General features: G+C 35.8%; 23 protein-coding genes, 1 pseudogene and 1 other annotated feature. Of the genes and pseudogenes, 19 read left to right on the plus strand and 5 right to left on the minus strand.

The genetic code is table 11. The features are described 5' to 3' along the window. The first annotated feature begins 19 nt into the window (after positions 1-19). Entirely contained in the window at positions 20-808 is a 789-nt protein-coding gene (locus NKR74_RS05765) for a DUF2268 domain-containing putative Zn-dependent protease (RefSeq protein WP_253628934.1), read from the plus strand. A gap of 448 nt (positions 809-1,256) precedes the next feature. Continuing rightward, positions 1,257-2,003, plus strand: a complete 747-nt coding sequence (locus NKR74_RS05770) for a YjbA family protein (RefSeq protein WP_253628935.1) — start codon at positions 1,257-1,259, stop codon at positions 2,001-2,003. A gap of 420 nt (positions 2,004-2,423) precedes the next feature. Here NKR74_RS05770 and trpS read toward each other — a convergent pair whose 3' ends face one another. Both trpS and NKR74_RS05780 read right to left on the minus strand, forming a co-directional pair. Continuing rightward, positions 2,424-3,413 carry a tryptophan--tRNA ligase gene (gene trpS / locus NKR74_RS05775; protein WP_253628936.1) on the minus strand — a complete coding sequence of 330 codons (990 nt, stop codon included), beginning with the start codon at positions 3,411-3,413 and terminating at the stop codon, positions 2,424-2,426. Positions 3,414-3,542: 129 nt separating this feature from the next. Next, positions 3,543-3,758 (minus strand) — a binding site (T-box leader). Between the two features lie 58 nt (positions 3,759-3,816). Further along, positions 3,817-4,194, minus strand: coding sequence for a DUF3899 domain-containing protein (locus NKR74_RS05780; protein WP_375337652.1), 378 nt, complete (start codon positions 4,192-4,194; stop codon positions 3,817-3,819). Positions 4,195-4,316: 122 nt separating this feature from the next. Here NKR74_RS05780 and NKR74_RS23995 point away from each other — a divergent pair. The 6 genes and pseudogenes from NKR74_RS23995 (at position 4,317) to NKR74_RS05805 (ending at position 10,903) form a co-directional block, all read left to right on the plus strand. After that, a pseudogene (locus tag NKR74_RS23995) lies at positions 4,317-4,518 on the plus strand (hypothetical protein). Positions 4,519-5,032: 514 nt separating this feature from the next. Continuing rightward, positions 5,033-5,962: an oligopeptide ABC transporter permease gene (opp3b, locus tag NKR74_RS05785; protein ID WP_253628937.1), complete on the plus strand. Its 930-nt coding sequence runs from the start codon at positions 5,033-5,035 to the stop codon at positions 5,960-5,962. After that, the gene (gene opp3C / locus NKR74_RS05790; protein WP_253631090.1) at positions 5,959-6,975 is read left to right on the plus strand and encodes an oligopeptide ABC transporter permease; all 1,017 of its coding nucleotides are present in this window, start codon (positions 5,959-5,961) and stop codon (positions 6,973-6,975) included. The genes opp3b and opp3C overlap by 4 nt, the downstream gene beginning before the upstream one ends. 20 nt (positions 6,976-6,995) lie before the next feature. Next, entirely contained in the window at positions 6,996-8,039 is a 1,044-nt protein-coding gene (locus NKR74_RS05795; protein WP_253628938.1) for an ABC transporter ATP-binding protein, read from the plus strand. Continuing rightward, positions 8,032-8,967 carry an ABC transporter ATP-binding protein gene (locus NKR74_RS05800; RefSeq protein ID WP_253628939.1) on the plus strand — a complete coding sequence of 312 codons (936 nt, stop codon included), beginning with the start codon at positions 8,032-8,034 and terminating at the stop codon, positions 8,965-8,967. The genes NKR74_RS05795 and NKR74_RS05800 overlap by 8 nt, the downstream gene beginning before the upstream one ends. 295 nt (positions 8,968-9,262) lie before the next feature. Then, positions 9,263-10,903: a peptide ABC transporter substrate-binding protein gene (locus NKR74_RS05805; protein ID WP_253628940.1), complete on the plus strand. Its 1,641-nt coding sequence runs from the start codon at positions 9,263-9,265 to the stop codon at positions 10,901-10,903. A gap of 139 nt (positions 10,904-11,042) precedes the next feature. Here the strand turns inward: NKR74_RS05805 and NKR74_RS05810 are convergent, their stop codons facing one another. Further along, complete coding sequence (locus NKR74_RS05810; protein ID WP_098306190.1) at positions 11,043-11,246, minus strand: hypothetical protein; 204 nt, start codon at positions 11,244-11,246, stop codon at positions 11,043-11,045. Positions 11,247-11,689: 443 nt separating this feature from the next. Between NKR74_RS05810 and NKR74_RS05815 the strand changes: the two genes are divergently transcribed. The 7 genes from NKR74_RS05815 (at position 11,690) to spx (ending at position 17,555) form a co-directional block, all read left to right on the plus strand. Further along, on the plus strand, positions 11,690-11,884 hold the full coding sequence (locus NKR74_RS05815; RefSeq protein ID WP_098306192.1) for a hypothetical protein: 195 nt from the start codon (positions 11,690-11,692) through the stop codon (positions 11,882-11,884). A gap of 124 nt (positions 11,885-12,008) precedes the next feature. Beyond that, complete coding sequence (locus NKR74_RS05820; RefSeq protein WP_253628941.1) at positions 12,009-12,182, plus strand: hypothetical protein; 174 nt, start codon at positions 12,009-12,011, stop codon at positions 12,180-12,182. Between the two features lie 43 nt (positions 12,183-12,225). Continuing rightward, positions 12,226-12,669 carry a YfmQ family protein gene (locus tag NKR74_RS05825; RefSeq protein WP_253628942.1) on the plus strand — a complete coding sequence of 148 codons (444 nt, stop codon included), beginning with the start codon at positions 12,226-12,228 and terminating at the stop codon, positions 12,667-12,669. 222 nt (positions 12,670-12,891) lie between these two features. Beyond that, a complete protein-coding gene (locus NKR74_RS05830) occupies positions 12,892-13,116 on the plus strand; it encodes a DUF5316 family protein (protein WP_253628943.1) in 225 nt (74 codons plus the stop codon). 233 nt (positions 13,117-13,349) lie between these two features. Continuing rightward, positions 13,350-14,783: a MocR-like pyridoxine biosynthesis transcription factor PdxR gene (pdxR, locus tag NKR74_RS05835; RefSeq protein ID WP_253628944.1), complete on the plus strand. Its 1,434-nt coding sequence runs from the start codon at positions 13,350-13,352 to the stop codon at positions 14,781-14,783. A gap of 414 nt (positions 14,784-15,197) precedes the next feature. Further along, positions 15,198-16,673 (plus strand): aminotransferase class I/II-fold pyridoxal phosphate-dependent enzyme, encoded by a 1,476-nt coding sequence (locus NKR74_RS05840; RefSeq protein WP_253628945.1) that lies wholly within the window; start codon positions 15,198-15,200, stop codon positions 16,671-16,673. 486 nt (positions 16,674-17,159) lie between these two features. Then, positions 17,160-17,555 (plus strand): transcriptional regulator Spx, encoded by a 396-nt coding sequence (spx, locus tag NKR74_RS05845; RefSeq protein WP_230574977.1) that lies wholly within the window; start codon positions 17,160-17,162, stop codon positions 17,553-17,555. Between the two features lie 135 nt (positions 17,556-17,690). Here spx and NKR74_RS05850 read toward each other — a convergent pair whose 3' ends face one another. Beyond that, entirely contained in the window at positions 17,691-18,113 is a 423-nt protein-coding gene (locus NKR74_RS05850) for a GNAT family N-acetyltransferase (RefSeq protein WP_098306202.1), read from the minus strand. Positions 18,114-18,407: 294 nt separating this feature from the next. Further along, positions 18,408-19,076, minus strand: coding sequence for a TerC family protein (locus NKR74_RS05855; protein WP_098306204.1), 669 nt, complete (start codon positions 19,074-19,076; stop codon positions 18,408-18,410). Positions 19,077-19,520: 444 nt separating this feature from the next. Here NKR74_RS05855 and mecA point away from each other — a divergent pair, with 444 nt between their 5' ends. The 4 genes from mecA to pepF all read left to right on the plus strand — a co-directional run bounded on the left by mecA (position 19,521) and on the right by pepF (position 25,008). Continuing rightward, on the plus strand, positions 19,521-20,192 hold the full coding sequence (mecA, locus tag NKR74_RS05860; protein ID WP_098306206.1) for an adaptor protein MecA: 672 nt from the start codon (positions 19,521-19,523) through the stop codon (positions 20,190-20,192). A 68-nt stretch (positions 20,193-20,260) separates the two neighbouring features. After that, positions 20,261-21,805 (plus strand): cardiolipin synthase, encoded by a 1,545-nt coding sequence (cls, locus tag NKR74_RS05865; RefSeq protein ID WP_253628946.1) that lies wholly within the window; start codon positions 20,261-20,263, stop codon positions 21,803-21,805. An 88-nt stretch (positions 21,806-21,893) separates the two neighbouring features. Continuing rightward, positions 21,894-23,135: a competence protein CoiA gene (locus NKR74_RS05870; protein ID WP_253628947.1), complete on the plus strand. Its 1,242-nt coding sequence runs from the start codon at positions 21,894-21,896 to the stop codon at positions 23,133-23,135. A 46-nt stretch (positions 23,136-23,181) separates the two neighbouring features. Further along, positions 23,182-25,008 carry an oligoendopeptidase F gene (pepF, locus tag NKR74_RS05875; protein ID WP_098306212.1) on the plus strand — a complete coding sequence of 609 codons (1,827 nt, stop codon included), beginning with the start codon at positions 23,182-23,184 and terminating at the stop codon, positions 25,006-25,008. Positions 25,009-25,033 lie beyond the last annotated feature (25 nt).

Genomic DNA, 25,033 nt, shown 5'->3' on the forward strand with positions numbered 1-25,033 from the left:
AACAAAGGGAGGGAAAGAGATGGGAGTGTTTCGAACAGCAGAATTGATGCGCGAGCATTACTGGCAACCAGAAAAAATTTGTGAGAAGTTAACAAAATATATTCCGCTCGAAAAAGAACCTTTGTATCGATTTCTTGTTTCAAAGGGAATGTTTCGCCCAGTAGTAGATGGAGAGAAAGAAATTGACATATTACAAAAAGAACGAGTATGGGAGCAACTGGCAGTAGAGTACAAAGGATTGCGGAAATGGTTGAAAGGACCTGATATACCGGTATTTATTTTATTATCTGATCCGTATAATCGCACGGTTCAGCGAGAATATAACGGAAAAACAGGATTAGCAATGCGAAATGCTTTGTTTTTGTTTGTGAGTTCACAAAATTCGATTGCCGAGTTAAAGGCATTGCTTACCCATGAATATCACCACATATGTCGTATTCATGAAAGCAAGGTGATAGAAGAACAGTATACCATTTTGGATACGATGGTTATGGAAGGATTAGCAGAACAAGCTGTGTATGAAAGGTATGGAGATTCTTACCATGCTCCTTGGGTGTATTATTATAGTAAAGCAGAAGCGATTATGTTTTGGCATCGGTATATACTAGATAGGTGTGATTTGAAGCGAGGTACAAGGGAGCATGATGTGTTGTTAAATGGATGGAGACTCTATCCGAAAATGCTTGGGTATGCTGTAGGAGCTCATATCGTAAAGGATTGTGTAGAGCATAAGAAATACAATACAAATGCTTTACTAGAAATGGATGCTAAAACCATTTTAAAAGAGGCAGTTTCTTTTGACTCATAAGAATGATGTATGAACTTAGCTGTAGCTAAGTTTTTTTATTTTATCCCGCATTAACGGGCAGTAAGACCCCCACCTCAAGATTTAGAGAAAAGCGAGGAAGATAGGTGGGGGACAACTGCCCGTAAAAGCCCGATTGGTGAGAGCTTTCCCTCAGTGGGGGATGAAAAAACCCCCACTGAGGGAAGTTTCACTTCATCACGTATCAATAGGTAGTAAGTATCCATCTTAAGATTTAAAGAAAATAAAGAAGATAGATGGCATGGTATTAACTTTTTCACTCATTATTAGCGGGGATGATATTTACTGATGAAAGTTTTACTTTACGAGAATGAAAGGTGAGAGACAATGAAGAAATTAATAATAAGAATATATTTCCTCCATTGGAATAAATTTTACGAAAGATGACCATAATGAGAGCTACAAACAGTTGTGAAGTGAGGGGAAAGTAATGTTATATCTGCATGATGTATGGGTAAATTGGTTTGAAGGTGAAGAAAACGGGTATAACGTCTGTCATTTCTATGAATGGCGGAAGGATGATACGATCGAATTGTTAGATCAAGTACCATTATTAAAAGTAGATTCCGCATTATATCATTACATCGAGAACGAATTGCTAGAGCTTCCGCCAAAACTATTGGAAGACGTACATCATAAGGCGTATATTCGAAAAAACCATGAACGACTGCAGCAAGAGTATTGTTTTGTTGTATCAGATGGAAAAGGAATTATTGCAATTGATACAATTGGATACAATATTCCAATACGCAAAAGTCGACTGATTCCAAGACAAGAGCAAATGGTGTATGAAATGGTAGAAAACGTACAGGCAGAAACATATGATTTTGAAGTGGAGGTATCACAAAAGGAACATCATATTTTATCACCTTCTCCGCATATGATGAATGGGCTAACACGGAAAGAAAGACAATTAAAACAACTGCTCTTTATGACGCTAGATCAACTACATACAACGAAGAACCCAGCGGAGATTCGCTATTGGTATACAGAATGGGATCCAGCAGCATATCCATCTGTGCAACACCTGACATTTGAAGAAGTATGGAACCGTTTATATGAAGAAGCAAAGTATGGCTGGTCAGATAAACATGAACAGCTTTGTGAACGACTTGTGAGAGGACAACCGTTCTTTGAAAAGCTGTGGGAAATGGAAAATGAGCAAAAGGTAAATTAAAGGGAATGATCCAAAAGGCACGTAAGGTGCTTTTTCGGATCATTCCCTTTTTGTGTGTTCATAAAGATATCGGCGGAAGTGACACATTTATCGGCGTTATTTGTGATATATCGGCGCTTCGACAGAATATAAAGTGAAACTTCCATCAGTGATGCTTTTCTCACTGATGGAAAGCTCTCACCAATCGGGCATTAACGGGCAGTTTTCTTCCCCAGCCTTTACTGCCCGTTAATGCGGGATAAAGACCTCTCGATAATATTCAGCATGCGAGTAGTCGAGCCGCTTCCGCTTTTCTAGATGTCTAGCTCCAGCGGCTAGAATCTTTGGTCGTTTCGCCCCCTCGGTCGAAGTAAAGAACACTTCTCGGTCGTGGGCTCCAACGTCCTACGATTCTGAACAAGCCGCTTCCGCTTTTCTTCCTTATCTTCGTTTTCTGCTTAATCCCATTGCGTTTTCGACTTTACGAAGTTGTTTCATTGCGACGCGGTTTGCTTTTTCAGCACCTTTATCAAGGATTTCATCTAATTCAGCAGAGTTAATAAGTTCATTATATTTATCTTGAATTGGACGGATTGCTTCAATAACAACTTGTGCTAAGTCACCTTTAAAGTCGCCGTATCCTTTTCCTTCATATTGAGCTTCTAGTTCTTCAATTGTTTTCCCTGAGAATGAAGAGTAGATTGTTAATAAGTTAGAAATACCAGGTTTATTTTCTTTATCGAATTTTACGATACCGTCAGAGTCTGTTACGGCACTTTTAATTTTCTTTTCGATTGTTTTAGTATCATCAAGCATACTGATCATTGATTTTGGGTTTGGATCTGATTTGCTCATTTTTTTCGTAGGTTCTGTTAATGACATAACGCGTGCACCTACTTTTGGAATGCGAATTTCCGGAATAGTAAACACTTCGCGATAACGATTGTTAAAACGTTCTGCTAAATCGCGTGTTAATTCAATATGTTGTTTTTGGTCATCCCCAACTGGAACAATCTCTGTATTGTATAGTAAAATGTCTGCTGCCATTAATGGTGGGTATGTTAATAAAGCAGCCGGAACAGATTCTCTTCCTTGTGACTTATCTTTATATTGTGTCATACGTTCTAATTCACCCACGTACGCAGTACATTGCATAATCCATCCAAGTTGACCGTGTGCTGGAACTTCTGATTGCACAAATAACGTAGATTTGTCTGGATCGATGCCACATGCTAAGTATAATGCTGCTAGACTGCGAATATTTTTGCGAAGCTGTACAGGGTCTTGCGGTACAGTAATTGCATGTTGGTTTACAATGCAGAAATAGCAATCATGTTCATGTTGCAGTTCTGTAAACTGCTTCATTGCTCCTAAATAGTTACCAAGTGTAATTGTTCCGCTTGGCTGAATGCCTGAAAAAATAACTGACATATGTATGTCCTCCTTAAAAAGTTATATAGTTTTCATTTTTCAATATTTCGGCCTAGAGTTCTAGCGCCTTGTAATTCTGAACGAGCCGCTTTCGCTTTTTGAATACAAAAAAGCCCATTCATCCCTAAAAATAGGGACGAATGGACCGCGGTACCACCCTAATTATTTTGCTAAGCAAAATCTCTTTATCCATTGTAACGTTGGATGTAACGCCAAAGCCTACTCCTAAAACGTTTCGGTTTGGTGCTCAAAAGCCCATTCCATACTGTACAATTACTTGTTTTCACCGACCACAAGCTCTCTGAAATTGCTTCAATATGTACTCTTCTTTCTCAGCGCATGCATATAAATTTGTAAGTAAATATTTTCGCACTATTATAACACACAATGAGTGGTTTGCAAACTATATAAGAACAGTGAAGCTAATGATTGTTGACAGTACTCCTAATAGGATACCGGTAATAACGATAGGATATGTCCATGCAAAAGAATATGTGCGGTACAATATTTCTTTCGGATCACGCTTTTCTTCGCCTTCAATTAAAGATTCAACTTTTTTATTTGATCGACCTAATTTCTTAAAAGAATACATTGTTACATTGAAAAAACCACGCTGAAATAAAAATAGAAATCCTCCGATAATAATAAAGATTAAGGCGATATAAAACATAATATTGACAAAATTCAACAAAAAGGAAGTAGAAAGGATAAAAGCACATGCACAAGAAATCGTGATTGTGATGCCTGTTAATATACTAATACGTGAAAAAAGCGTATTCAAATGCTTCACCTCCACAAAAAAATTACTAGAATTATTATACTATAAAAGTTATAATGAGTACTATAAAGAATTTTTAGAAAAATATACATAATTTCGTATTTTGTTGCAATTAGATAACTACAATGTTAAGTTCTATCTTTACAAAAGATACAAAAAAAACATTTTAGTTTAAAAATTTTAACAAAAAAATAAAAAACTATATTCACAATCGCCTTATTATATGTATAATGAAAATTGTAGAAACTTGGAGATTATTCTTTCAATTCTGCATTTTTACATAGTGAGGGCATAGGGGGTGCACTTAGGGGAGGCAATACAACATGAAGAAGAAGCTGCTATTATTCCTTGCATCGACATTAATAGTTAGCATGCTAGGAGCTTGCGGATAAAAAGAGAATAAGCAAGCGAAGGGAAAGCAACAAGTAATAACAATAGGAAGCAAGAGTTGAATTTAACAGAAGTATCTGAAATTCCGACAATTTGTTTATTTAGTTATAATATTCTGAATCTTCTAACGTGTTAAACGATACAATGGAAGAGCTATACCGAGTTGGAATGAACTTGAGAAAGTTTTAATTCAAGAGGATGCAGTTATTGCTCCTGTGTTCCAAAAGGGAACATCATATATGCAAAAAAGCGCTATAAAAGATGTTGTCAAACGTAATTATGGCGGCAAATTTTTTTACAAATGGGCTTCTGTCCAACAATAATATACTTTACTCCATCGGTTACAACGGGTATATGCCTATGATGGGCATATGCTCTTATTTTAAAACAATAATAGTAAGAATATTTTAAACTATCTTATTGCTTTTGAGAAAATGGGGAGGTGCTAGTTATGGGACGTTATACATTGCAACGTTTCGCGTACATGATTATTACATTATTTTTAATCACAACATTAACATTCTTTTTAATGAAATTATTGCCGGGTTCTCCGCTTAAAAACCAAGAGAAGTTATCGCCAGCACAAAGGGAAATCATTTTAGAAGAGTATGGTTTAAATGATCCTCTACCAGTACAATATGTGCACTACATGAAGAATTTAGTTCAAGGAGATTTAGGGGTGTCCTTCCAGTATGATAACCGTCCAGTAACAGATATGGTTGTTAGTCGTATTGGTCCATCAGCACAATTAGGTTTTCAAGCGATTGTTTTAGGAACTTTTATGGGATTATTACTAGGTATTGTTGCAGCTCTTCGTACGAATACGTGGGCTGATTACGGGGCGACATTCGTTTCAGTACTCGGAATGTCTGTACCAGGATTCGTTTTTGCAGCATTATTACAATATTATGTAGCAGTACAAGCGGGATGGCTGCCGGTAGCATTTTGGAAAGGATTTGAATACACAATTCTACCGACGATTGCGTTATCTGTAGGTGTAACAGCTACAATTGCCCGTTTTGCACGTACAGAATTAATTGAGGTTATGCAGGCTGATTATATTTTAACAGCAAAAGCAAAAGGGCTTAGTAAAGGTGTAATCATTGTAAAACATGCGTTACGAAATGCTCTTATTCCGATTATTACAATTTTAGGTCCAATGGTTGCTAACTTGATGACAGGAACACTTGTTATTGAGCAAGTATTTGCTATACCAGGTTTAGGGGAACAGTTCGTTAAGTCTATAACATTGAACGACTACACAGTTATTATGGGTACAACCCTTTTCTATAGTGCAGTTTTCATTTTTGTTATATTTATTGTCGATATACTATACGGTATAGTTGATCCTCGTATTCGTTTAGCGGGAGGGAAAAAATAATGAAAGATATCCAAAAAATATCTCCAGATTTATTTCAACCAGCAAATCGCAGCAATACTGATAATGAAGTTATTGCCCGTCCGAGTATAAAATTTTGGGAGGATGTAAGAAGACGTCTGTTTCAACATAAAGGTGCAGTCTTTGGAATGGTTATTCTCCTTATAATTGCGTTATTAGCGATTTTTGGTCCGATGATGAGTAAATATTCTTATAAAGATCAAGATTTAAACCGTGCGAAAATGCCGCCGAGAATACCGGTGTTAGAGAATATTCATTGGCTGCCGTTTGATGGTGTGGATCAATACGGTGTAGACCAATATGAAAAACGAGATATTAAAGAGTATTTCTGGTTTGGTACAGATGATCTTGGCCGCGACCTTTGGACAAGAACGTGGGAAGGAACACGAGTATCTTTATATATCGCATTATTAGCAGCGGCAATTGATTTAGTGATCGGGGTTGCATATGGTGGTATTTCCGCATTCTACGGGGGCCGCGTTGATAATTTAATGCAACGTTTTGTTGAAATATTAAATGGTATTCCGTACTTAATTATCGTAATTTTAATGGTAATTATAATGGATCCTGGTATTTTATCGATTACATTTGCAATGGCTCTTACAGGATGGATTGGAATGTCACGTGTTGTTCGTGGACAAGTATTGAAAATGAAAAATCAAGAGTATGTATTAGCATCACGCACACTTGGAGCAACAAATACACAATTAATTGTCAAACATTTAGTGCCAAACTTAATGGGTTCTATCATTGTTATGACAATGTTCACAATTCCAAGTGCAGTGTTTGGAGAAGCTTTCTTAAGTTTCATTGGTCTTGGAATTCAGCCACCGTTAGCATCATTAGGTTCTCTAGTAAGTGATGGGTATAAGTCAATTCAAACATATCCGCATATGATGTTTATTCCAGCGGCCGTAATTAGTATGTTAATCTTAGCATTTAACTTAGTAGCAGACGGTTTACGCGACGCGTTAGATCCGAAAATGCGTAAATAAGGAAGAAAGGAGAGCGAATGATGAAAACATTATTAGAAGTAAAAGATTTACATGTTTCTTTTGACACACATGCTGGTGAAGTACAAGCGGTGCGCGGAGTTACTTTTGACTTGAAAAAGGGAGAAACGTTAGCGATTGTAGGGGAGTCTGGTTCCGGTAAATCCGTTACATCTAAAGCGTTGATGGACTTAATTCCAAAGCCACCAGGGCGTATTAAAAAAGGAGAAATTATTTTTGATGGTCGTGATTTAACGAAGTTAACAGAAAAAGAAATGCAGCAAATTCGCGGAAAAGAAATTGCAATGATTTTCCAAGATCCAATGACATCATTGAATCCAACGATGACAATCGGAAACCAAATTATGGAAGGCCTCGTTAAGCATCAAGGAATGAGTAAAGCAGACGCTCGCAAAGTGGCGTTAGAGCTCCTTGATCTTGTTGGAATCCCAAATCCGGAAGCGCGCTTAAAACAATATCCACACCAATTTTCAGGTGGTATGAGACAACGTGTTGTTATTGCAATGGCGCTTGCTTGTAACCCGAAATTATTAATTGCCGATGAGCCGACGACTGCACTTGACGTAACAATTCAAGCGCAAATTTTAGAATTAATGAAAGACATTCAGCAAAAAACAGAAGCAGCTATCATCTTTATTACGCATGACTTAGGTGTTGTTGCGAATGTGGCGGATCGCGTGGCTGTTATGTATGCGGGGAAAGTTGTAGAAATTGGAACAGTTGATGAGATTTTCTATAACCCAAAACATCCGTATACATGGGGATTATTAGCTTCTATGCCGAGTTTAGATGGTGAGGAAGAGGAATTGTATGCAATTCCAGGTACACCGCCAGACTTATTAAAACCGCCAAAAGGTGATGCGTTTGCAGCACGTAATCCACAGGCGTTAAAGATTGATTTTGAAATGGAACCACCTTTATTTAAGGTAAGTGATACACATTATGCAGCAACATGGCTACTTCATGAACAAGCTCCAAATGTGGAGCCGCCTGAAATTGTCCAAAGACGTATTCGACAAATGAAAGCGGGTGAACAGCATGACTAATAATCGTGAGAAATTAATTGAAGTAAAAAATGTAAAACAACATTTTAATGTGAGCGGTGGAGTTGTAAAAGCAGTTGATGATGTTACGTTTGATATTTACCGCGGAGAAACATTCGGACTTGTAGGAGAGTCTGGTTCTGGTAAATCAACAACAGGAAGAACAATTATTCGTTTGTATGATGCAACAGCAGGTGAAGTATTATTTAATGGTGAAAATGTGCATGGTAAAAAATCCCGTGCTGAATTAAAGAAATTTAACCGTAAAATGCAAATGATTTTCCAAGATCCGTATGCATCATTAAACCCGCGTTTGAGCGTTGGAGACATTATCGCAGAAGGTATTGATATTCACGGTCTTGCAAAGAACAAAGAGGATCGTATGAAGCGTGTGTACGAGTTGCTTGAAACAGTTGGTCTAAACCGTGAGCATGCAAGTCGTTTTCCTCATGAATTCTCTGGCGGACAACGTCAACGTATTGGAATTGCGAGAGCGCTAGCAGTAGAACCGGATTTTATTATCGCGGATGAGCCAATTTCAGCGCTTGACGTGTCGATTCAAGCGCAAGTAGTTAACTTATTGAAAAAATTGCAAAAAGAAAAAGGGCTAACATATTTATTCATTGCGCATGATTTATCAATGGTAAAATATATTAGTGATCGCATCGGTGTTATGTATCACGGGAAAATTGTGGAGCTGGCAACGAGTGAAGAGTTATATGAGCATCCAATTCATCCGTATACAAAATCACTATTATCTGCAATTCCACTTCCAGATCCAGATTATGAGCGCAATCGTAAACGTATCGTGTATGATCCATCTCAGCATCAATATGGTAATGAAGAGCCAAAGATGCGAGAAATTCGCCCGGGGCATTTTATTCTTTGCTCAGAAGCTGAATATAAAAAATATAAAGAAATTTATCAATAAGAGAAAACGAGCACATGAAAATGTGCTCGTTTTTTTGTTCTTCTAGTACCTTTTAACAAAATATATTATAAAAATCTCATAATTATATTCAGATAATTTAAATTAGTTAAAAAATAAACATGAATATTGATACATAAATGCGATTGAGGTATAAAATATTAACAGAAAATTTTAATAAGATAGAAAAATAAGTATACAAATAATTGATTTGTATGTATAATGTGAATTGTTAGAACTTATTTACTTTTTGTACTTTTTAATGAAAGGGCTAACATTTTGGGGGAGGGTATAATACATGAAGAAAAAGGTGCCGATGCTACTTGCATCAACATTAACAGTAAGCATGATTCTAGGGGGATGCGGATATTCAAAAGAAGATTCGCAAGCAAAAGCAAAAGGGGACACAAGTAGTGCAAAGCAGGTGATTAACCTGGTTGAAACAGCTGAGCTTCCAACGATGGATACAACATTAACGACAGATGGAACATCTTCAAGCGTAATGAACAATACAATGGAAGGGTTATATCGTCTTGGAAAAGATAATAAATTGGTTCCAGGTGTTGCTGAGTCGTATGAAAAATCAGCAGATGGAAAGAAATATACGTTTAAATTACGTAAAGATTCAAAATGGTCAAATGGTGACCCAGTAACCGCAAAAGATTTTGTGTATTCTTGGCAGCGAGCAGTAAATCCAGAGACAGCTGCAAAATCTGCTTACATAATGTTTGATGTGAAGAATGCAGAGAAGATTAATATGAAACAATTGCCGCCAGAACAATTAGGTGTAAAAGCAGTTGATGATTATACATTAGAAGTAGAATTAGACAATCCAGTTCCATATTTTGTAGATTTAACAGTTTATCCGTTGTTCTATCCTCTTAATGAAAAATATGTGAAAGAACAAGGCGCGAAGCACGGATTGGAAGCAAATACAACATTGTATAATGGACCATTTGTATTAAGTGAATGGAAGCATGAGCAAAGCTTCCAGTTAAAGAAAAACCCATCTTATTGGGATAATAAAACAGTCAAATTAGAGGAAATCAACTATAATATCGTAAAAGATACAGCAACAGCGGTAAATTTATATGAAACAAACGCAGTTGACCGTGTTTATTTATCGGCAGAATTTGTAGATAAATATAAAAAAGGTAGCGATTTTAAAACGACAAGCGATCCAACAGTATATTTCTTACGTTTAAATGAAAAAAATCCAGCTTTAGCGAATAAAAATATTCGTAAAGCAATTTCCATGGGCTTTGAGCGCGAATCAATGGTAAACACACTATTGAATAACGGCTCAAAAGGAGCATACGGTTTAATTCCAGCTGACTTTGTTAAGGGACCAAACGGAAAAGATTTCCGCAAAGAGAATGGAAACCTTGTAAAAGCTGATGCGAAAGAAGCGAAGAAGTATTGGGAAGCTGGTAAAAAAGAACTTGGAAAAGATACAATTGAATTATCGTTATTAAACACTGATACAGAATTTGCAAAGAAAACAAGTGAGTATTTAAAAGGTGAATTAGAAAAGAATTTACCAGGCTTAAAAGTGAATATTAAAACACAACCTTTTGCGCAATTGTTAAAATTAGAGAGCAGCGGTGATTATGACATCTCATTTAGCGGTTGGGGACCAGATTACCCAGACGCAATGACATTCCTTGATATGTTTGTGACAAACGGTGCACAAAATAAAATGGGTTACTCAAACCCTAAGTATGATGAAATTATTACAAAAGGTAAACAAGATAGTTCAGATTTACAAGGTCGTTGGAACAATTTATTGAGTGCAGAGAAAATGTTATTTGACGATGCAGTTATTGCACCGATATATCAACGCGGAAGAGCGTATCTACAGCGCGAAACAATACAAGATATTTACATCAATAAATATGGTCCAGAGTTAAGCTTTAAATGGGCTTCTGTAAGTAAGTAAAATGAATTTTTGATCCTAGAGGTTGCTTCGTCATTCTTTACGGATTATTAGTTGAATTAACGAGAGCTTTAATATTTGTTAGTTTAGAATAAAATGATGAGCATAAAAATGAAGCAGGATTCCAATCCTGCTTCATTTTTTAGTACGTATGTTTTTTATAAATACCTTTACCGCCAACTTTATTCCAACCAGCTTGCACTTCAGAGGATTTATCTACGAATTTCATTTTGTCTTTACCGCCAAACAATTTTTCTCCAATCCCATTTGTGATAATTCCGACTGTTGCGGTAATCCCAATGACTAATGCTGCAACGATTGCGAAATCAAGAAAAAATGCCCCCATATATAAGCCTCCTTTGTATATGTATATATGTATTGTATGTGAAAAAAGATAGAAAAGAAAGAATTGTCTGAAAAGATAATATATGTTTTAATCCCGCATTAATGGGCAGTAAGACTTCCACTGATGGAAGTTTCACTTTGTTTTTTACTGATAGCAATTGCTTAGAATCATAATACTTTTTACTCGTAAAGTGGATGAGCAAAATGATGTTAAATTGGATGGACCTTTTCGGGAAAATATCTCTTATTATAGAAGGGAAAGGTAGTATTCTTTAAGTATATTGGTTATGTTCTTAAGCAAAGAATGTGTCTTTTATATATAGTTACTAGAGAATGATCCCTTAGTATAGACAAATGTCCTCATCTAGAAAATGTAAAATTTTTCGGAAATCTATTTATTAAGTTTTCTGTTCAAATAGACTGATTTTAGAGAGGTGAAAACCAATGAAATTTGCATTTTTATTAGTCATTATTATTATAATTGGATCACTCCTTGGTACGGTATTAGTTGCAAGAAATACGGAGGAGAATTATGGTAACTCTACGAAGCAGAATGTGACTAATTTGTCTGTTATTTATATCGTACTTCTTTTAAGTCTTCTCATAGGAGTTACATGGTATGCGATTGTCATCTTGTAGTCTTACTGCTCGCGATTAGCGGGATAAAGGTTAGCGAATTCCTTTATTCCGCATTAACGGGCAGTAAGACCCACCTCAAGATTCAGAGAAAATCGAAGAAGATAGGTGGGAGATAACTGCTGGCATGCGCCCAATTGGTTCAACTAACCATCAGTGGGGGATGAAAAAAAAACCACTGATGGAAGTTTCACTTTATATTTTGGCGTTGATTTCGCTGGTAATCTTATTTATTAAATCCAATCTTAGATTAGCTGTTGTCGAAGATATGATTCAAGAGTGGAATCAACAGAAGAATTGAAATCAAAAAATATTATTTTAGAACGTAACGGAGATGATAAAATATGACGACCTGGTTTATACTTTCGTTGATTCTTATGTTTTCTATTAAATTAATAGTGACGAGTCTTCCAACCTATGTTGTGGAATCGTTTACCCAAAAATTTGAATTGCATCCAAAACTTAATGATGCGAATGTCACCGTAACCATCGACGGAAAATGTTTGGAAGGTGAAGACAAAATTCAAGTTATTAATCATTTTAACGAAGCATTATTTTTAGAGAAATATTATTTTCCTCCAAATAGTAGTGGGACGCCATTAATCATTGATACGAAAAGAGGCAAAAATGATGTTAGGTTTTCTATGTATAGTTACGACGATCACGTTGATGTAGTCAAACAGTACAAGAAGAAAGTAGTTGCGTATAGTCTGCGTTCCAATAGCCTTCAAAAACATTCTATGTTAGTAACAGGGGAGATGAATGAAACGACAGCTGAAGCGCTATAAGCATTTGTAAAGCTCCCATCTAAAAACAAAAAAGGATTCCTAAGATATCGGGAATCCTTTTTTGTTTTTAGCTATGTTAAATATCTCTGGTGATAGTTGCCTACACCTAACAAATGTCACATATAATAGCCTAAGATTATCAGAACAAAAGATGTAAAATTTTACGAAACGAATTTATGCTTACAAACGTAAATAATCAATGACTTGAGAGGGGGAAACTAAATGTTAAAGTTATTTCTTATTGTTGGTGTCATTGGAATTATTATTTCTGGTATTTTTATTGGAGCTTGGACGGATGGACAACAACAAAGAGCTAATTTTCTTTCTGAAACAGAAGACCATAGAAATTTCAAAACAAAAATAGCAATGATTTCTGGTTTGGTTGGATTGATTTCTTTAGGGGTTGCTGGATTAATATACTTTTTACAAACAAAAATGGACCTTTAAAAGAGGTCCTTTATTTCTTACAAAAAATCAACACTATTATTTAACATAGTCTTATTTTTTTATTAATATATGGAATTGTTTTAGATAGGTGGATGATTAAAATACTATAGAAGTGGATGGTTATTTTTTTGAGATGTTTGTTTATTATAAGAAGGGTAGTACCTTTAAATTTATTTTAATTATTCATGTCATTAAATTTATAAATAAAGAAATGATGATAAGGATGAAACGAAATGGAATGGAAACCCGATCGTGCGAATAAGAAGCCTGTCTACAAACAAATTGCAGACTATATTGAATATGGGATTTCTTCGGGAGAATTTTCACCAAATAGTATGTTACCTTCGGAACGTACTTTAGCAAAAGAGTTGCAAGTTAATCGCAGTACGATAGTATCTGCATATCAGGAGCTGCAGTCGCTCGGGGTAGTAGAGCGAAAAAAAGGAAGCGGAACGCGTGTAAGTACAGATATATGGGGAATATCGCATAAACGCATCCCAAACTGGGGCCGATATGTAGAGGATGGCTCATTTCTCCCAAATTTGCCACTAGTTCAGCGAATTCGTATGGAAACTCAAAAGACGGATTTAATTAATTTAGCTGGTGGAGAATTGTCACCGGATTTGTTTCCAACCGATCAATTTCGTACCATTCTCTCAGAGCAAACATTTACAGGACATTTAGGTTATGATCATCCACAAGGCAATGAGATATTGAGGGAAACAATTTCTTGGCATGTTGATAACTATAAAAATATAGATGCTGATCCTTCTTCCATTCTTATTACGTCAGGCGCTCAACAAGCACTTCATCTTATTGTTCAATGCTTGCTTAAGCCGGGGGATGCTGTTGCTATTGAAGATCCATCTTATTGTTTTTCCCTTCCATTATTCCAATCTGCTGGGTTAAAAACATTTCATTTACCTATGGATCAACATGGCATTAATCCGGATGATATTATAGATTTACACAAAAAACATAGATTGCGAATGATATTTTTAAATCCCGATCATCATAATCCTACAGGAAGTGTTCTTTCATTAGCACGTCGTAAAAAGATTCTAGAATTGTCGTCCGATTTTGGTATACCTATTGTAGAAGATGATCCCTACAGCTTAACTTCTTTCAGTGGAAAAGTAAATCCAACCTTAAAATCTATGGATTATAATGGAAATGTTTTATATGTTAGTTCATTATCGAAAATTGTAGCATCAGGATTACGAATTGGATGGATTATTGGACCTTCACAAGTCATTCAACGTCTGGCGGATGGGAAGCAGCAAGTGGATTTTGGACATAGTGTATTCCCTCAATGGGTGGCAAATCAATTTTTGAGATCGGAATATTTTAATGCTCATATTTGTATGCTTCGAAAACAACTCAAACAGAGAAGGGATCAAATGACCTTAAGTCTTGATAAATTTTTAGGTAAACAAGTTGAATTTCTTGTTCCAGAAGGTGGCATCCATTTATGGTGTAAGATACCGAATTCAATTAATGAATATCATTTATTGGAAGAATCTATACGAAAGGGTATAGTCTTTGTTCCAGGGAGTATTTTTGGTTCGGAAAAAGGGTATGTGCGTTTTACTTTTGGAAGAGGAGACACAAACCTCATTCGTGAAGGTATTAAAAGATTCGCGGAGACAGTAAACAACATTCGATAATTATGTATATAAAAAGTAAAGCACGGAGAATGCTGTATACCGAAATGGTTACATAACATATGTTTTATCATTATTCAAATGGTTACTGTGGAATGTGCGGGGCACAAACTTGGATGGAAAAAGTAATAAAGTGGGGGATCTTACTGCCCGCGAATAGCGGGATAAATAGAAATGATTCATGTAAAGTTCATGAATCATTTTTATTTTAGATAAAAATAACAAACGTTAACTACTTTATGTACGGGAAAACTAATCTTAATTTGCATAATACAGACTGAATATAAAGTGAAACTTCCATCAGTGGGGGTCTTACTGCCCGCTAGTACGGGATAAACCGTTGATTCTCCATTCAAGTCTCTAAAATGGATGGGGAAACAAAGGGAAATTAGATAAATGAAGAGGTGGATGCTAAAAATGTGTTCTCAATCTAACACGCCATTGTTTACTGCACTTGTAGAACATGCAGAAAAAGAACCAATTCAATTCCATATTCCTGGTCATAAAAAAGGAAAAGGTATGGATCCTGAATTTAGAGAGTTTATTGGTGAAAACGTACTTGCGATAGATTTAATCAACATCGCTCCCTTAGATGATTTACATCAGCCAAAAGGAATCATCAAACAAGCGCAAGATTTGGCAGCTACAGCATTTGGCGCTGATCATACCTTCTTTTCTGTTCAAGGGACGAGCGGTGTGATTATGACAATGGTGATGAGTGTTTGCGGACCTGGTGATAAAATTCTTGTACCGCGCAATGTACACAAATCCATTATGAGCGGGATTATCTTTTCAGGTGCAATACCTATTTTCATCCATCCGGAGGTTGATCCGAATCTCGGTATTTCACACGGTATTACACCTGAATCCGTAGAAAAAGCGTTAGTACAGTATCCAGATGCCAAAGCTGTACTTGTGATTAATCCTACCTATTTTGGAATCTCTGGCGACTTGAAAAAAATTGTGGACATCGCTCATGCACGTGATATTCCGGTTTTAGTAGACGAAGCACATGGGGCTCACATTCATTTTCATGATGATCTGCCTCTTTCTGCTATGCAAGCAGGTGCTGATATGGCAGCGACAAGTGTGCATAAACTAGGGAGTTCACTGACGCAAAGTTCCATTTTAAATGTGCAAGGAAGTCGTGTTTCACCGAAGCATGTACAAACGATTTTAAGTATGTTAACGACGACATCCACTTCTTATATCTTGCTTGCTTCTTTGGATGTGGCAAGAAAACGATTAGCGACTGAGGGACAAGCTTTATTGGAACGTACGATTCGTTTAGCAGAGCAAACACGTGCCGAAATAAATGAAATTGACTATTTGTACTGCGCTGGTCGTGAAATTTTAGGAACGAACGCTGCGGTTGCTATGGATCCAACAAAACTTTTGATTTCGGTAAAAGAGCTTGGCATTACTGGGTACGATGTAGAAAAATGGCTCCGTGAAACATTTAATATTGAAGTCGAGCTTTCGGACCTATATAACATTCTTTGTATCATTACACCTGGTGATACCGATGAGGACCTAGCAAAACTTGTACATGCATTGAAAGAACTGTCGGCCACATTTCAAGATCAGGCTGATTTCAATATAAATGCTTCTGTGTTATTGCCGGACATTCCGGTGCTGGCGTTAACGCCGCGTGATGCCTTTTATGCCGAAACGGAAATGATCCCATTTGAAGAATCGGTTGGAAGAATCATCGCTGAATTTGTCATGGTGTATCCACCAGGCATTCCTATTTTCATTCCTGGCGAGATTATTACGGAAGAAAACCTTATATATACAAGAAAGAATAAAGAAGCAGGTCTTCCTGTACAAGGTGCCGAGGATTATGAGATGAAATCGTTACGTGTCATAAAAGAACATCGTCCTATAAAATAAGTGTGAGCGGCATTGTCCTATCTAGAATAGTTACACGAGGAGATTTTTAATAAAGTCAATGCAGGTTGGAGGCGTCCTAGTAAAGTACTAAGACGTCTTTTTGTTTTTTAGAATGTGAAATTCAAGTATAGTGCCTATGTAAATATGCATGTAGACAGAAGGAATGTAGTTTGATAAAATAAATAAGAACAAATGTTCCTATCAGCTGAATACACATATTTTTCTTACAAAATACACATCGTATACATAACTTTTATGTATATTATGAAGAAAATTTACTGTATATTTCTTTCTTGTTCTATTGTATAATGATTATAGAAGTTACTTATTTAAAGTAATTGTTTTTTTAGAAAGGTTCGCTTGCAAGTTTTGAAATTCCTTATTTTTAGACAAGTAGTCATAAGCGATACAAAATTTGTTTGAACATAATTATGAAAATGTGAAATAGTACAGAATGTGTACTTTTTTAAGGAGAGTGAGTAATGTATGGTAACACTATATAGTTCTCCAAGTTGTACGTCTTGTAGAAAAGCGAAATTATGGTTAGAGGAAAACCATATTCCTTATACAGAACGTAATATTTTCTCTGATCCATTATCGATTGAGGAAATTAAAGAGATTTTACGTATGACAGAAAGTGGAACAGATGAAATTATTTCAACTCGTTCTAAAGTTTTTCAGGAATTGAATATTAATTTAGAATCTTTACCTCTTCAAGATTTATATAAGCTTATTCGTGATTACCCAGGTATTCTTCGTCGTCCTATTATGATTGATGAAAAACGCCTACAAGTTGGTTATAACGAAGATGAAATTCGCCGCTTTTTACCACGTACAGTGAGAACATTTCAATTACGCGAAGCGCAACGTCTTGTAAATTAATATAATATGAAAAGGAGCTGATTCCCAACTCTGCTTTAGCGGAATGTGGGCCATTAGCTCCTTTTTTTGTACGAATAAAACATGTCGTATTTTGCTAAAAGGAGATAACATTTACATAATTCTTGTTATCGAAAGTTATGCTTCCAGTCTTTTTTCTAAAAAATGTTGGCGGAATCCTTTTGGGTAATCCTCAATGAGACCAAATTCTTTATAGCCATGTTTTTTGTAAAATTCAGGAGCTTGGAAACTGAAAGTATCAAGTATAATAAGTCTACATTTCTTCTCTTTTGCAACCTCTTCCATTTTATGTAGTAACTTAGTTCCGTATCCTTTATGGCGTAATTGATTATCTACCCATAGATAATCAATATGCATGTGACGCCAAAAGATGGTTCCTGTTATACCACCTATTATGTTTCCTTCTTCGTCTCTTACCACAAGGCTTACATTCTCAGAAGGAGATTTTACTTCATCTGGTAGTTGTGAAGTATTATATTCTATAACCTTCTGTCTAATGTAATTACTATCTTCTTGGTTCCATTGTCGGATTATTTGCATGAAAATTCCCCTTTTTCTTTTTTAAAAGCTTTATGCAAGAATGTATACATATCGATTTTATGAAGTGCGCTTTCTCAGAATGGTCCTTATTGCCCATATAAAAATCGTATATTTACTATTTAGTCTAATATTTTATTTTAATACAAATTTTCTTCATGAAAGTAACTGAGTCATCAGTCTAAATCTTTATTTTACTAAAGTAGAAAAATAAGAATAGGGAAATCTAATTAGACCAACGATGCTCAGTCAAAAACATTTTCATAACAGGACACCTGGCGTCTGAGTAGTTGAACTTCATGTATTTCGCAGCTTTACTTGGTTTACAAGAATTCCAACGAGTAATACTGTAATCGTGAAGAGAACGGGAATACTTGCTGTGAAAAATGGATTCTTCTCGAAAAATGATGTGAAAAATTTTTCATGTGCTACCATATTACCCGCTGTGTAAGCTAAGATAGCAGCACCAATATAAACGAGAAGAGGAAATCTTTCCATGCATAATAAAATGAGTTTACTTCCCCAAATGATAATAGGAATAGAAATGAGTAATCCGATAATAACTAATGCAATATTTCCATGTGCAGCCCCGGCGATTGCAAGTACATTATCGAATCCCATAACAAGGTCTGCGAAAACGATTGTTCGTACGGCTTGAAATAAGGTTGTCTTTGCCTTAATACTAGAAAGATCATGATTGTTATCTGTGAGCAGGTTGATTGCGATGAGAGTAAGTAAAATCCCGCCAGTTAATTGTAAAAATGGAATGTTAAGCAAATAAACGGCAAGTACTGTGAGGAAGATACGTAGTATGATGGCTAAACCAGTTCCTAAAACAATCGCTTTATTTCGCTCTGTTTCTGGTAAATTGCGACTTGCGAGTGCGATGACAATCGCGTTGTCACCGCCTAGTACAATGTCGATACCAACGATTATAAGGATGGATGAGAGAAAGTCTAAATCCATTCAGTTTGCCCCCGTTTGTTCAGTCCTAATAGAGAGAAACACTGCCTATTAGAATCAGATTTGTTTTGGTTAGAATCACTATGTAAGAAAAGGATTGTGATTAATATGAACGGTAAATGTATTGTAAATTAGAGAAGAAGGAATGTCTTTTTTAGTTTGTTTCGTTTACATCATATGCAGGAAAAAAGAATATAGGACAATCATTTACATGAATAACATGTCCAATGCCTTTCTTGAAATATGGAGGAGTCATTATTTCGTCAAGAAGCGTACTTTATCAAATGAAAAATTAGGTAAATGACTGTTTTTTTTTAAAATATGGTGATTTTATTTCCATTCTGGAGCATCTTATCATAAAATGAGAGTACAAGATTCTAACTTTTTTTGTAATATGATTGGGGAATCCCTTCATAACCATTCCAAATAGGAAGGGAGAGGTGCATTTTGGATATTGAAAGAGTTAATGATCATACGATGAAATTTTATATCTCGTACATTGATATAGAAGACCGCGGATTTAACCGTGAAGAGATTTGGTATAACCGCGATAGAAGTGAACAGCTGTTTTGGGAAATGATGGATGAAGCGCGTGACCATGACGACTTTTTTATTGATGGACCGCTTTGGATTCAAGTTCAAGCACTTGAAAAAGGAATTGAAGTACTTGTGACGAAAGCGCAGCTTTCGAAAGACGGGCAAAAATTAGAATTACCAATTGGCCTCGATAAAATTATCGATATTCCCCTTGATGAGCGAATTGAATCGTTATTTGAACAGGAAATAGAAGAAGAAACCGGAGCGATTTTTAATGAAGATGGTATATTCGGTTTTTTAATTAAATTCGACGATTTTGAGCATGTTATTTCATTAAGTCATCGACTTATATTTGAAGAGATAAAAGATGAATTATATTCATTTGAAGACCGCTATTATCTATATGTCGAATTTGATGAGGTAGTGCACGATGAAGAGGAGATTGACCGTATTTTAAGTGTAATATTAGAATATGGAGAAGAATCCGCTTTAACGATTCATCGCGTTTATGAATACGGAAAGCAAATTGTTTCTGAAAATGCACTTGAAACAATTCGTAATCATTTTTCTCCTGGAATGTAGGCCGATTTCTTTATATTGAAATCGGCTTTTTAAATGTATATATGAAAAGTGTAGGTAAGGGGGCAGAAATGAAAAATATATTGAAGCTATTTTTCTTTTTGATTGGTTTATTCGTTGTGTTTATTTCGTTACGTCTATTTATTGATGTAACATTTTATTCAGATGTAATTGGGATTAAAGATATTTCATTTTTGGGAATTTTAAGTACTCTATTTACGATATCAGCATTTCTAATTGGATCTGTGATTTTTTTAGAAAATCGTAATCCCTCGAAAACATTAACTTGGTTAATTGTGCTTGGGATTTTTCCAGTAGTAGGTTTTTTTGCATATCTTCTATTTGGACAAAATTTTCGGAGAAAACGAATGTTTCAAAAGAAGGCGCTTTTAGACGAGCAGGCGTTTTTACAATATAAAGGGCATGAGTATTATCATGACCGTATATTGAAAAAACATGAACATCAAGAATTATTGTTTCGGCTAGCAGACCGTCTTGGGGCATTAAATATTTCTTTTCATACGGAAACGAGAGTATTAACAAATGGGAAAGAGACATTTCAAGCAATTTTAGATGGATTGAAAAAGGCCAAGCATCATATCCATATGGAATATTACATTGTGCGTGATGATAAAATTGGTACAAAAATTAAAGACATTCTCATCCAAAAAGCAAAAGAAGGCGTGACAGTTCGATTTTTATACGATGCAGTAGGGAGTTTTAAACTGTCAAAGACATATATTGAGGAATTAAATAATGCAGGTGTTGAGATGGTGCCGTTTTTTCCTGTTCGCTTTCCTATTTTAAATGACAAAATTAACTATCGAAATCACCGGAAAATTGTTGTCATTGATGGAAATGAAGGCTTCGTTGGCGGTTTAAACATTGGAGATGAATATTTAGGGGAAAATAAATATTTTGGGTTTTGGCGAGATACTCATTTATATTTACGAGGTGAAGCGGTACAAAGTTTGCAGCTTATCTTTTTACAAGATTGGTTTTACATGACAGGTGAAGCAATATTAACATCAGACTATTTACAAGTCGATATCGTAGAGGGAGATGAACAGGGGGGCGTGCAGCTCGTTGCGGGCGGACCTGATAGTAAATGGGAAACGATTAAGCATTTATATTTTGCGATGATTGCTTCAGCAAGAAAATCAATTTGGATTGCGACGCCATATTTTATTCCAGATGATGATATTTTATCAGCATTAAAAGTAGCGGCCTTAGCAGGTATTGATGTTCGCTTGTTAATGCCGAGCAAACCGGATAAGAGGACTGTATTTTATGCGTCTCGTTCTTATTTTCCAGAATTATTAGAGGCAGGCGTAAAAATATATGAATATGAAAAAGGTTTTTTACACAGCAAGGTTGTGATTGTTGATTCTGATTTGGCATCAATTGGAACAGCAAATATGGATATGAGAAGTTTTCATTTGAATTTTGAGGTGAATGCCTTTTTATATGATACAAACAGTATTCGCAAGCTTGTGGCAGATTTTGAAGAAGATTTGCAGGTATCAAATGAAATTTATGTTGATCGCTTTAAGAACCGCCACCTTGTGATGCGGATTGTGGAATCGACATATCGGTTATTGTCTCCTTTACTCTAAAGACTCATGGAAATGAGTCTTTTTTCATTAGAGCAGGAATTCGCTCTTCATTATAGAATAGTCCATACGGAAGAAAGGAAGTGATTGTGTGTTTGTCGCAAAAAGAGAAAATGGAGAGGAAATTCATCTTCTTCATGGATGGAAGGAAAAACAGCTTATTATGTTACGGAAGAACGAGCGTTTTTTCTGTCCTATTTGTCACTTAGAAGTACAGCTAAAACTGGGAAAACAAAAACAGTGGCATTTTGCTCATAAGAAATCACATAGCTGTAAAATCGAGCTTGAAAATGAATCGGCGTACCACTTACGGGGGAAAGAGCAGTTATATAGGTGGCTTCAGTCACAAGTTTGTTCTATAAAAATGGAGCATTATTTACCATCCATTCAGCAGCGACCTGATTTGTTTGTAACAATTGGTGATCGACAAATCGCTATTGAATATCAATGTGCAACTTTATCAGCAGAGCAGTTGTTAAAACGAACGGAAGGATATTGGAAAGAAGGGATTCAAATATTATGGATTTTGGGAGGGAATCAGTTAAAACGTCATGCAACATATTGGATGTCGCTTTCTTCTTTTCATTCCTGCTGTGTGCAATATCATTCAAACCCTTATCTCCTTTATTTTTGTCCTGATGCAAAAGCTTTTTTTAAATGTAATCTTCTTTTACCTTTTTCCCCGTCTATCGTTTTTTCACATGCAATTTATTTTCCGCTTCATACGACTACATTAACAACTCTTCTTACAACATCACCTATATCAATCCAATGTTTAGAAAAAGAGTGGATGAATAAAAAACAGCGCCTCCGTGCAAATGGTATTCATATGTGGAAGCGAAGTGAGCGCTCCTTTTTAGAGCTTCTTTATCATCATCATATATCCCCATCTTGTTTTCCTGCTGAAATTGGTGTCCCTTTACCATCGCTCCTAGCATTTCGTACTCATTCTTTCATATGGCAAGCTTACATTTTAATTGAGCTACTAGGCAAATTTACGGTAGGAGAATATTTTTCGTTGCATACCATTTTTCATTATGTTGAGAGGCATAGAGCGATTCATAGACGGTTACTACCGTATTTTCCGCAAGCATTTTGGCAACAGGCAGTGAGAGAATATATGCAGTTTTTATGTTTGATTGGAAAGATTGAGCAAGTTGATGTTTACAAATATCGAAAAGTACGATGTTTTTTTGTGCCAAAAACAGAAAAAGAGATACAGAAGTTTGATCGCTTATTTTTAGCAGAGGCCCTTATGCTTGTGGAAGCAAAGTATAACATGAGTCAAGAGAAAACGGATATAATAAAAAAGTACCCAGAAGGAATTGTATAAGAAGAATCGAATTGTACTAGGAGATATGAATAAGGAGGGTTTACACATGGCTGAACAAAAAAAAGTAAGAGCACTGCCAGCACGTAGTGAAGTTGAAGTAGAAAACACGTGGCGCTTAGAAGATATTTTCCAAACGGATGCAGAGTGGGAAACGGAATTTCAAGCGGTGAAAGAGTTACTACCAAAACTTACAGAATTTAAAGGAAAGCTTGGAGAATCGGCAAATGCGTTGTTAGAAACGCTGCAGTATGAAGATGAAGTATCGATGCGTCTTGGTAAACTGTATACATACGCACATATGCGCTACGACCAAGATACAACAAATTCATCTTATCAAGCGTTAAATGACCGTGCAACAAGCTTATATTCACAAGTATCAAGTAGTATGGCGTACATTGTGCCGGAAATTTTAACGATTTCAGAAGAGACATTGCGCTCATTTTTACAAGAAAATAAAGAGTTAAAAGTATATGAGCATGCATTAGAGGAAATTACACGTCAGCGTCCTCACGTATTATCAGAAGCGGAAGAAGCGTTATTAGCTCAGGCTTCTGAAGTTATGGGCGCATCTAGTAATACATTTGGTATATTAAATAATGCCGACTTGAAGTTTCCATCTATTCAAGATGAAAATGGGGAAGAGGTAGAAGTGACTCATGGACGCTACATTCAATTTTTAGAAAGTGATGATCCTCGTGTTCGCCATGATGCCTTTCATGCTGTATATGAAACGTATGGAAAATATAAGAATACATTTGCAAGCACATTAAATGGTGCAATTAAACGAAATAATTTTTATGGGAATGTTCGTAAGTATGATTCTGCTCGCCAAGCTGCACTGAGCAATAATAATATTCCTGAGTCTGTTTATGATCAGCTTGTGGAAACAGTAAATGAAAACTTACATTTATTACATCGTTACATCGATATCCGTAAACGAGCACTTGGATTAGAAGAATTGCACATGTACGATTTATATACACCGCTCGTACCGGAAGTGAAAATGAACGTAACATATAAAGAAGCGCAAGATATGTTATTACAATCATTAAATGTACTTGGGGAAGAGTATGTTGATATTTTAAAAGAAGCTTACGAAAATCGCTGGGTAGATGTATATGAAAATAAAGGGAAGCGAAGCGGTGCTTATTCATCTGGTGCTTATGGAACAAATCCATACGTTTTAATGAACTGGCATGATAATGTAAATAATTTATTTACGCTTGCTCACGAATTTGGTCATTCTGTGCATAGTTACTATACAAGAAAAACACAGCCTTATGTGTACGGTGACTATTCAATTTTCGTTGCGGAGGTAGCGTCTACATGTAATGAAGCACTTCTAAATGATTATTTATTAAAAACGACAGATGATAAGAAGAAGCGTCTATACTTATTAAATCATTATTTAGAAGGTTTCCGAGGTACAGTATTCCGTCAAACAATGTTTGCTGAGTTTGAACACGTTATTCATCAAAAAGTGCAAGAAGGTCATGCAGTAACACCAGATATGTTAACGGAAATTTACTATGAGCTAAATAAAAAGTATTTCGGTGATAGTTTAGTCATCGATAAAGAAATTGGTTTAGAGTGGTCTCGTATTCCGCATTTCTACTACAATTATTATGTATATCAATATGCAACAGGCTTTAGTGCAGCAACTGCTCTATCAAAGCAAATTTTAGAAGAAGGTCAGCCAGCGGTAGAACGTTACATTAATGAGTTCTTGAAAGCGGGAAGCTCTGACTATCCGATTGAAGTATTGAAAAAAGCTGGTGTTGATATGACGTCATCAGAACCTGTAAAAGAAGCAATGCAAGTATTTGAAGAGAAATTAAATGAATTAGAAGCACTTCTATTTGAAGAGAAGTAGAAGAAAAACGAGAGTCGTATGACTC

It is taken from the genome of Bacillus sp. 3103sda1 (genome assembly GCF_024159135.1).
Lineage (GTDB): Bacteria > Bacillota > Bacilli > Bacillales > Bacillaceae_G > Bacillus_A > Bacillus_A rhizoplanae.

Bases quoted from the DNA above. Each gene is read 5' to 3' on its own strand.
- opp3b (WP_253628937.1), top strand. From the start codon at position 5,033: ATGGGACGTTATACATTGCAACGTTTCGCGTACATGATTATTACATTA.
- NKR74_RS05795 (WP_253628938.1), top strand. From the start codon at position 6,996: ATGAAAACATTATTAGAAGTAAAAGATTTACATGTTTCTTTTGACACA.
- NKR74_RS05850 (WP_098306202.1), bottom strand. From the start codon at position 18,113: ATGCAAATAATCCGACAATGGAACCAAGAAGATAGTAATTACATTAGA.
- NKR74_RS05770 (WP_253628935.1), top strand. From the start codon at position 1,257: ATGTTATATCTGCATGATGTATGGGTAAATTGGTTTGAAGGTGAAGAA.
- NKR74_RS05805 (WP_253628940.1), top strand. From the start codon at position 9,263: ATGAAGAAAAAGGTGCCGATGCTACTTGCATCAACATTAACAGTAAGC.
- pdxR (WP_253628944.1), top strand. From the start codon at position 13,350: ATGGAATGGAAACCCGATCGTGCGAATAAGAAGCCTGTCTACAAACAA.
- NKR74_RS05800 (WP_253628939.1), top strand. From the start codon at position 8,032: ATGACTAATAATCGTGAGAAATTAATTGAAGTAAAAAATGTAAAACAA.
- NKR74_RS05765 (WP_253628934.1), top strand. From the start codon at position 20: ATGGGAGTGTTTCGAACAGCAGAATTGATGCGCGAGCATTACTGGCAA.
- NKR74_RS05855 (WP_098306204.1), bottom strand. From the start codon at position 19,076: ATGGATTTAGACTTTCTCTCATCCATCCTTATAATCGTTGGTATCGAC.
- NKR74_RS05810 (WP_098306190.1), bottom strand. From the start codon at position 11,246: ATGGGGGCATTTTTTCTTGATTTCGCAATCGTTGCAGCATTAGTCATT.
- NKR74_RS05820 (WP_253628941.1), top strand. From the start codon at position 12,009: ATGCGCCCAATTGGTTCAACTAACCATCAGTGGGGGATGAAAAAAAAA.
- pepF (WP_098306212.1), top strand. From the start codon at position 23,182: ATGGCTGAACAAAAAAAAGTAAGAGCACTGCCAGCACGTAGTGAAGTT.
- NKR74_RS05825 (WP_253628942.1), top strand. From the start codon at position 12,226: ATGACGACCTGGTTTATACTTTCGTTGATTCTTATGTTTTCTATTAAA.
- trpS (WP_253628936.1), bottom strand. From the start codon at position 3,413: ATGTCAGTTATTTTTTCAGGCATTCAGCCAAGCGGAACAATTACACTT.
- NKR74_RS05830 (WP_253628943.1), top strand. From the start codon at position 12,892: ATGTTAAAGTTATTTCTTATTGTTGGTGTCATTGGAATTATTATTTCT.
- cls (WP_253628946.1), top strand. From the start codon at position 20,261: ATGAAAAATATATTGAAGCTATTTTTCTTTTTGATTGGTTTATTCGTT.
- spx (WP_230574977.1), top strand. From the start codon at position 17,160: ATGGTAACACTATATAGTTCTCCAAGTTGTACGTCTTGTAGAAAAGCG.
- NKR74_RS05815 (WP_098306192.1), top strand. From the start codon at position 11,690: ATGAAATTTGCATTTTTATTAGTCATTATTATTATAATTGGATCACTC.
- NKR74_RS05840 (WP_253628945.1), top strand. From the start codon at position 15,198: ATGTGTTCTCAATCTAACACGCCATTGTTTACTGCACTTGTAGAACAT.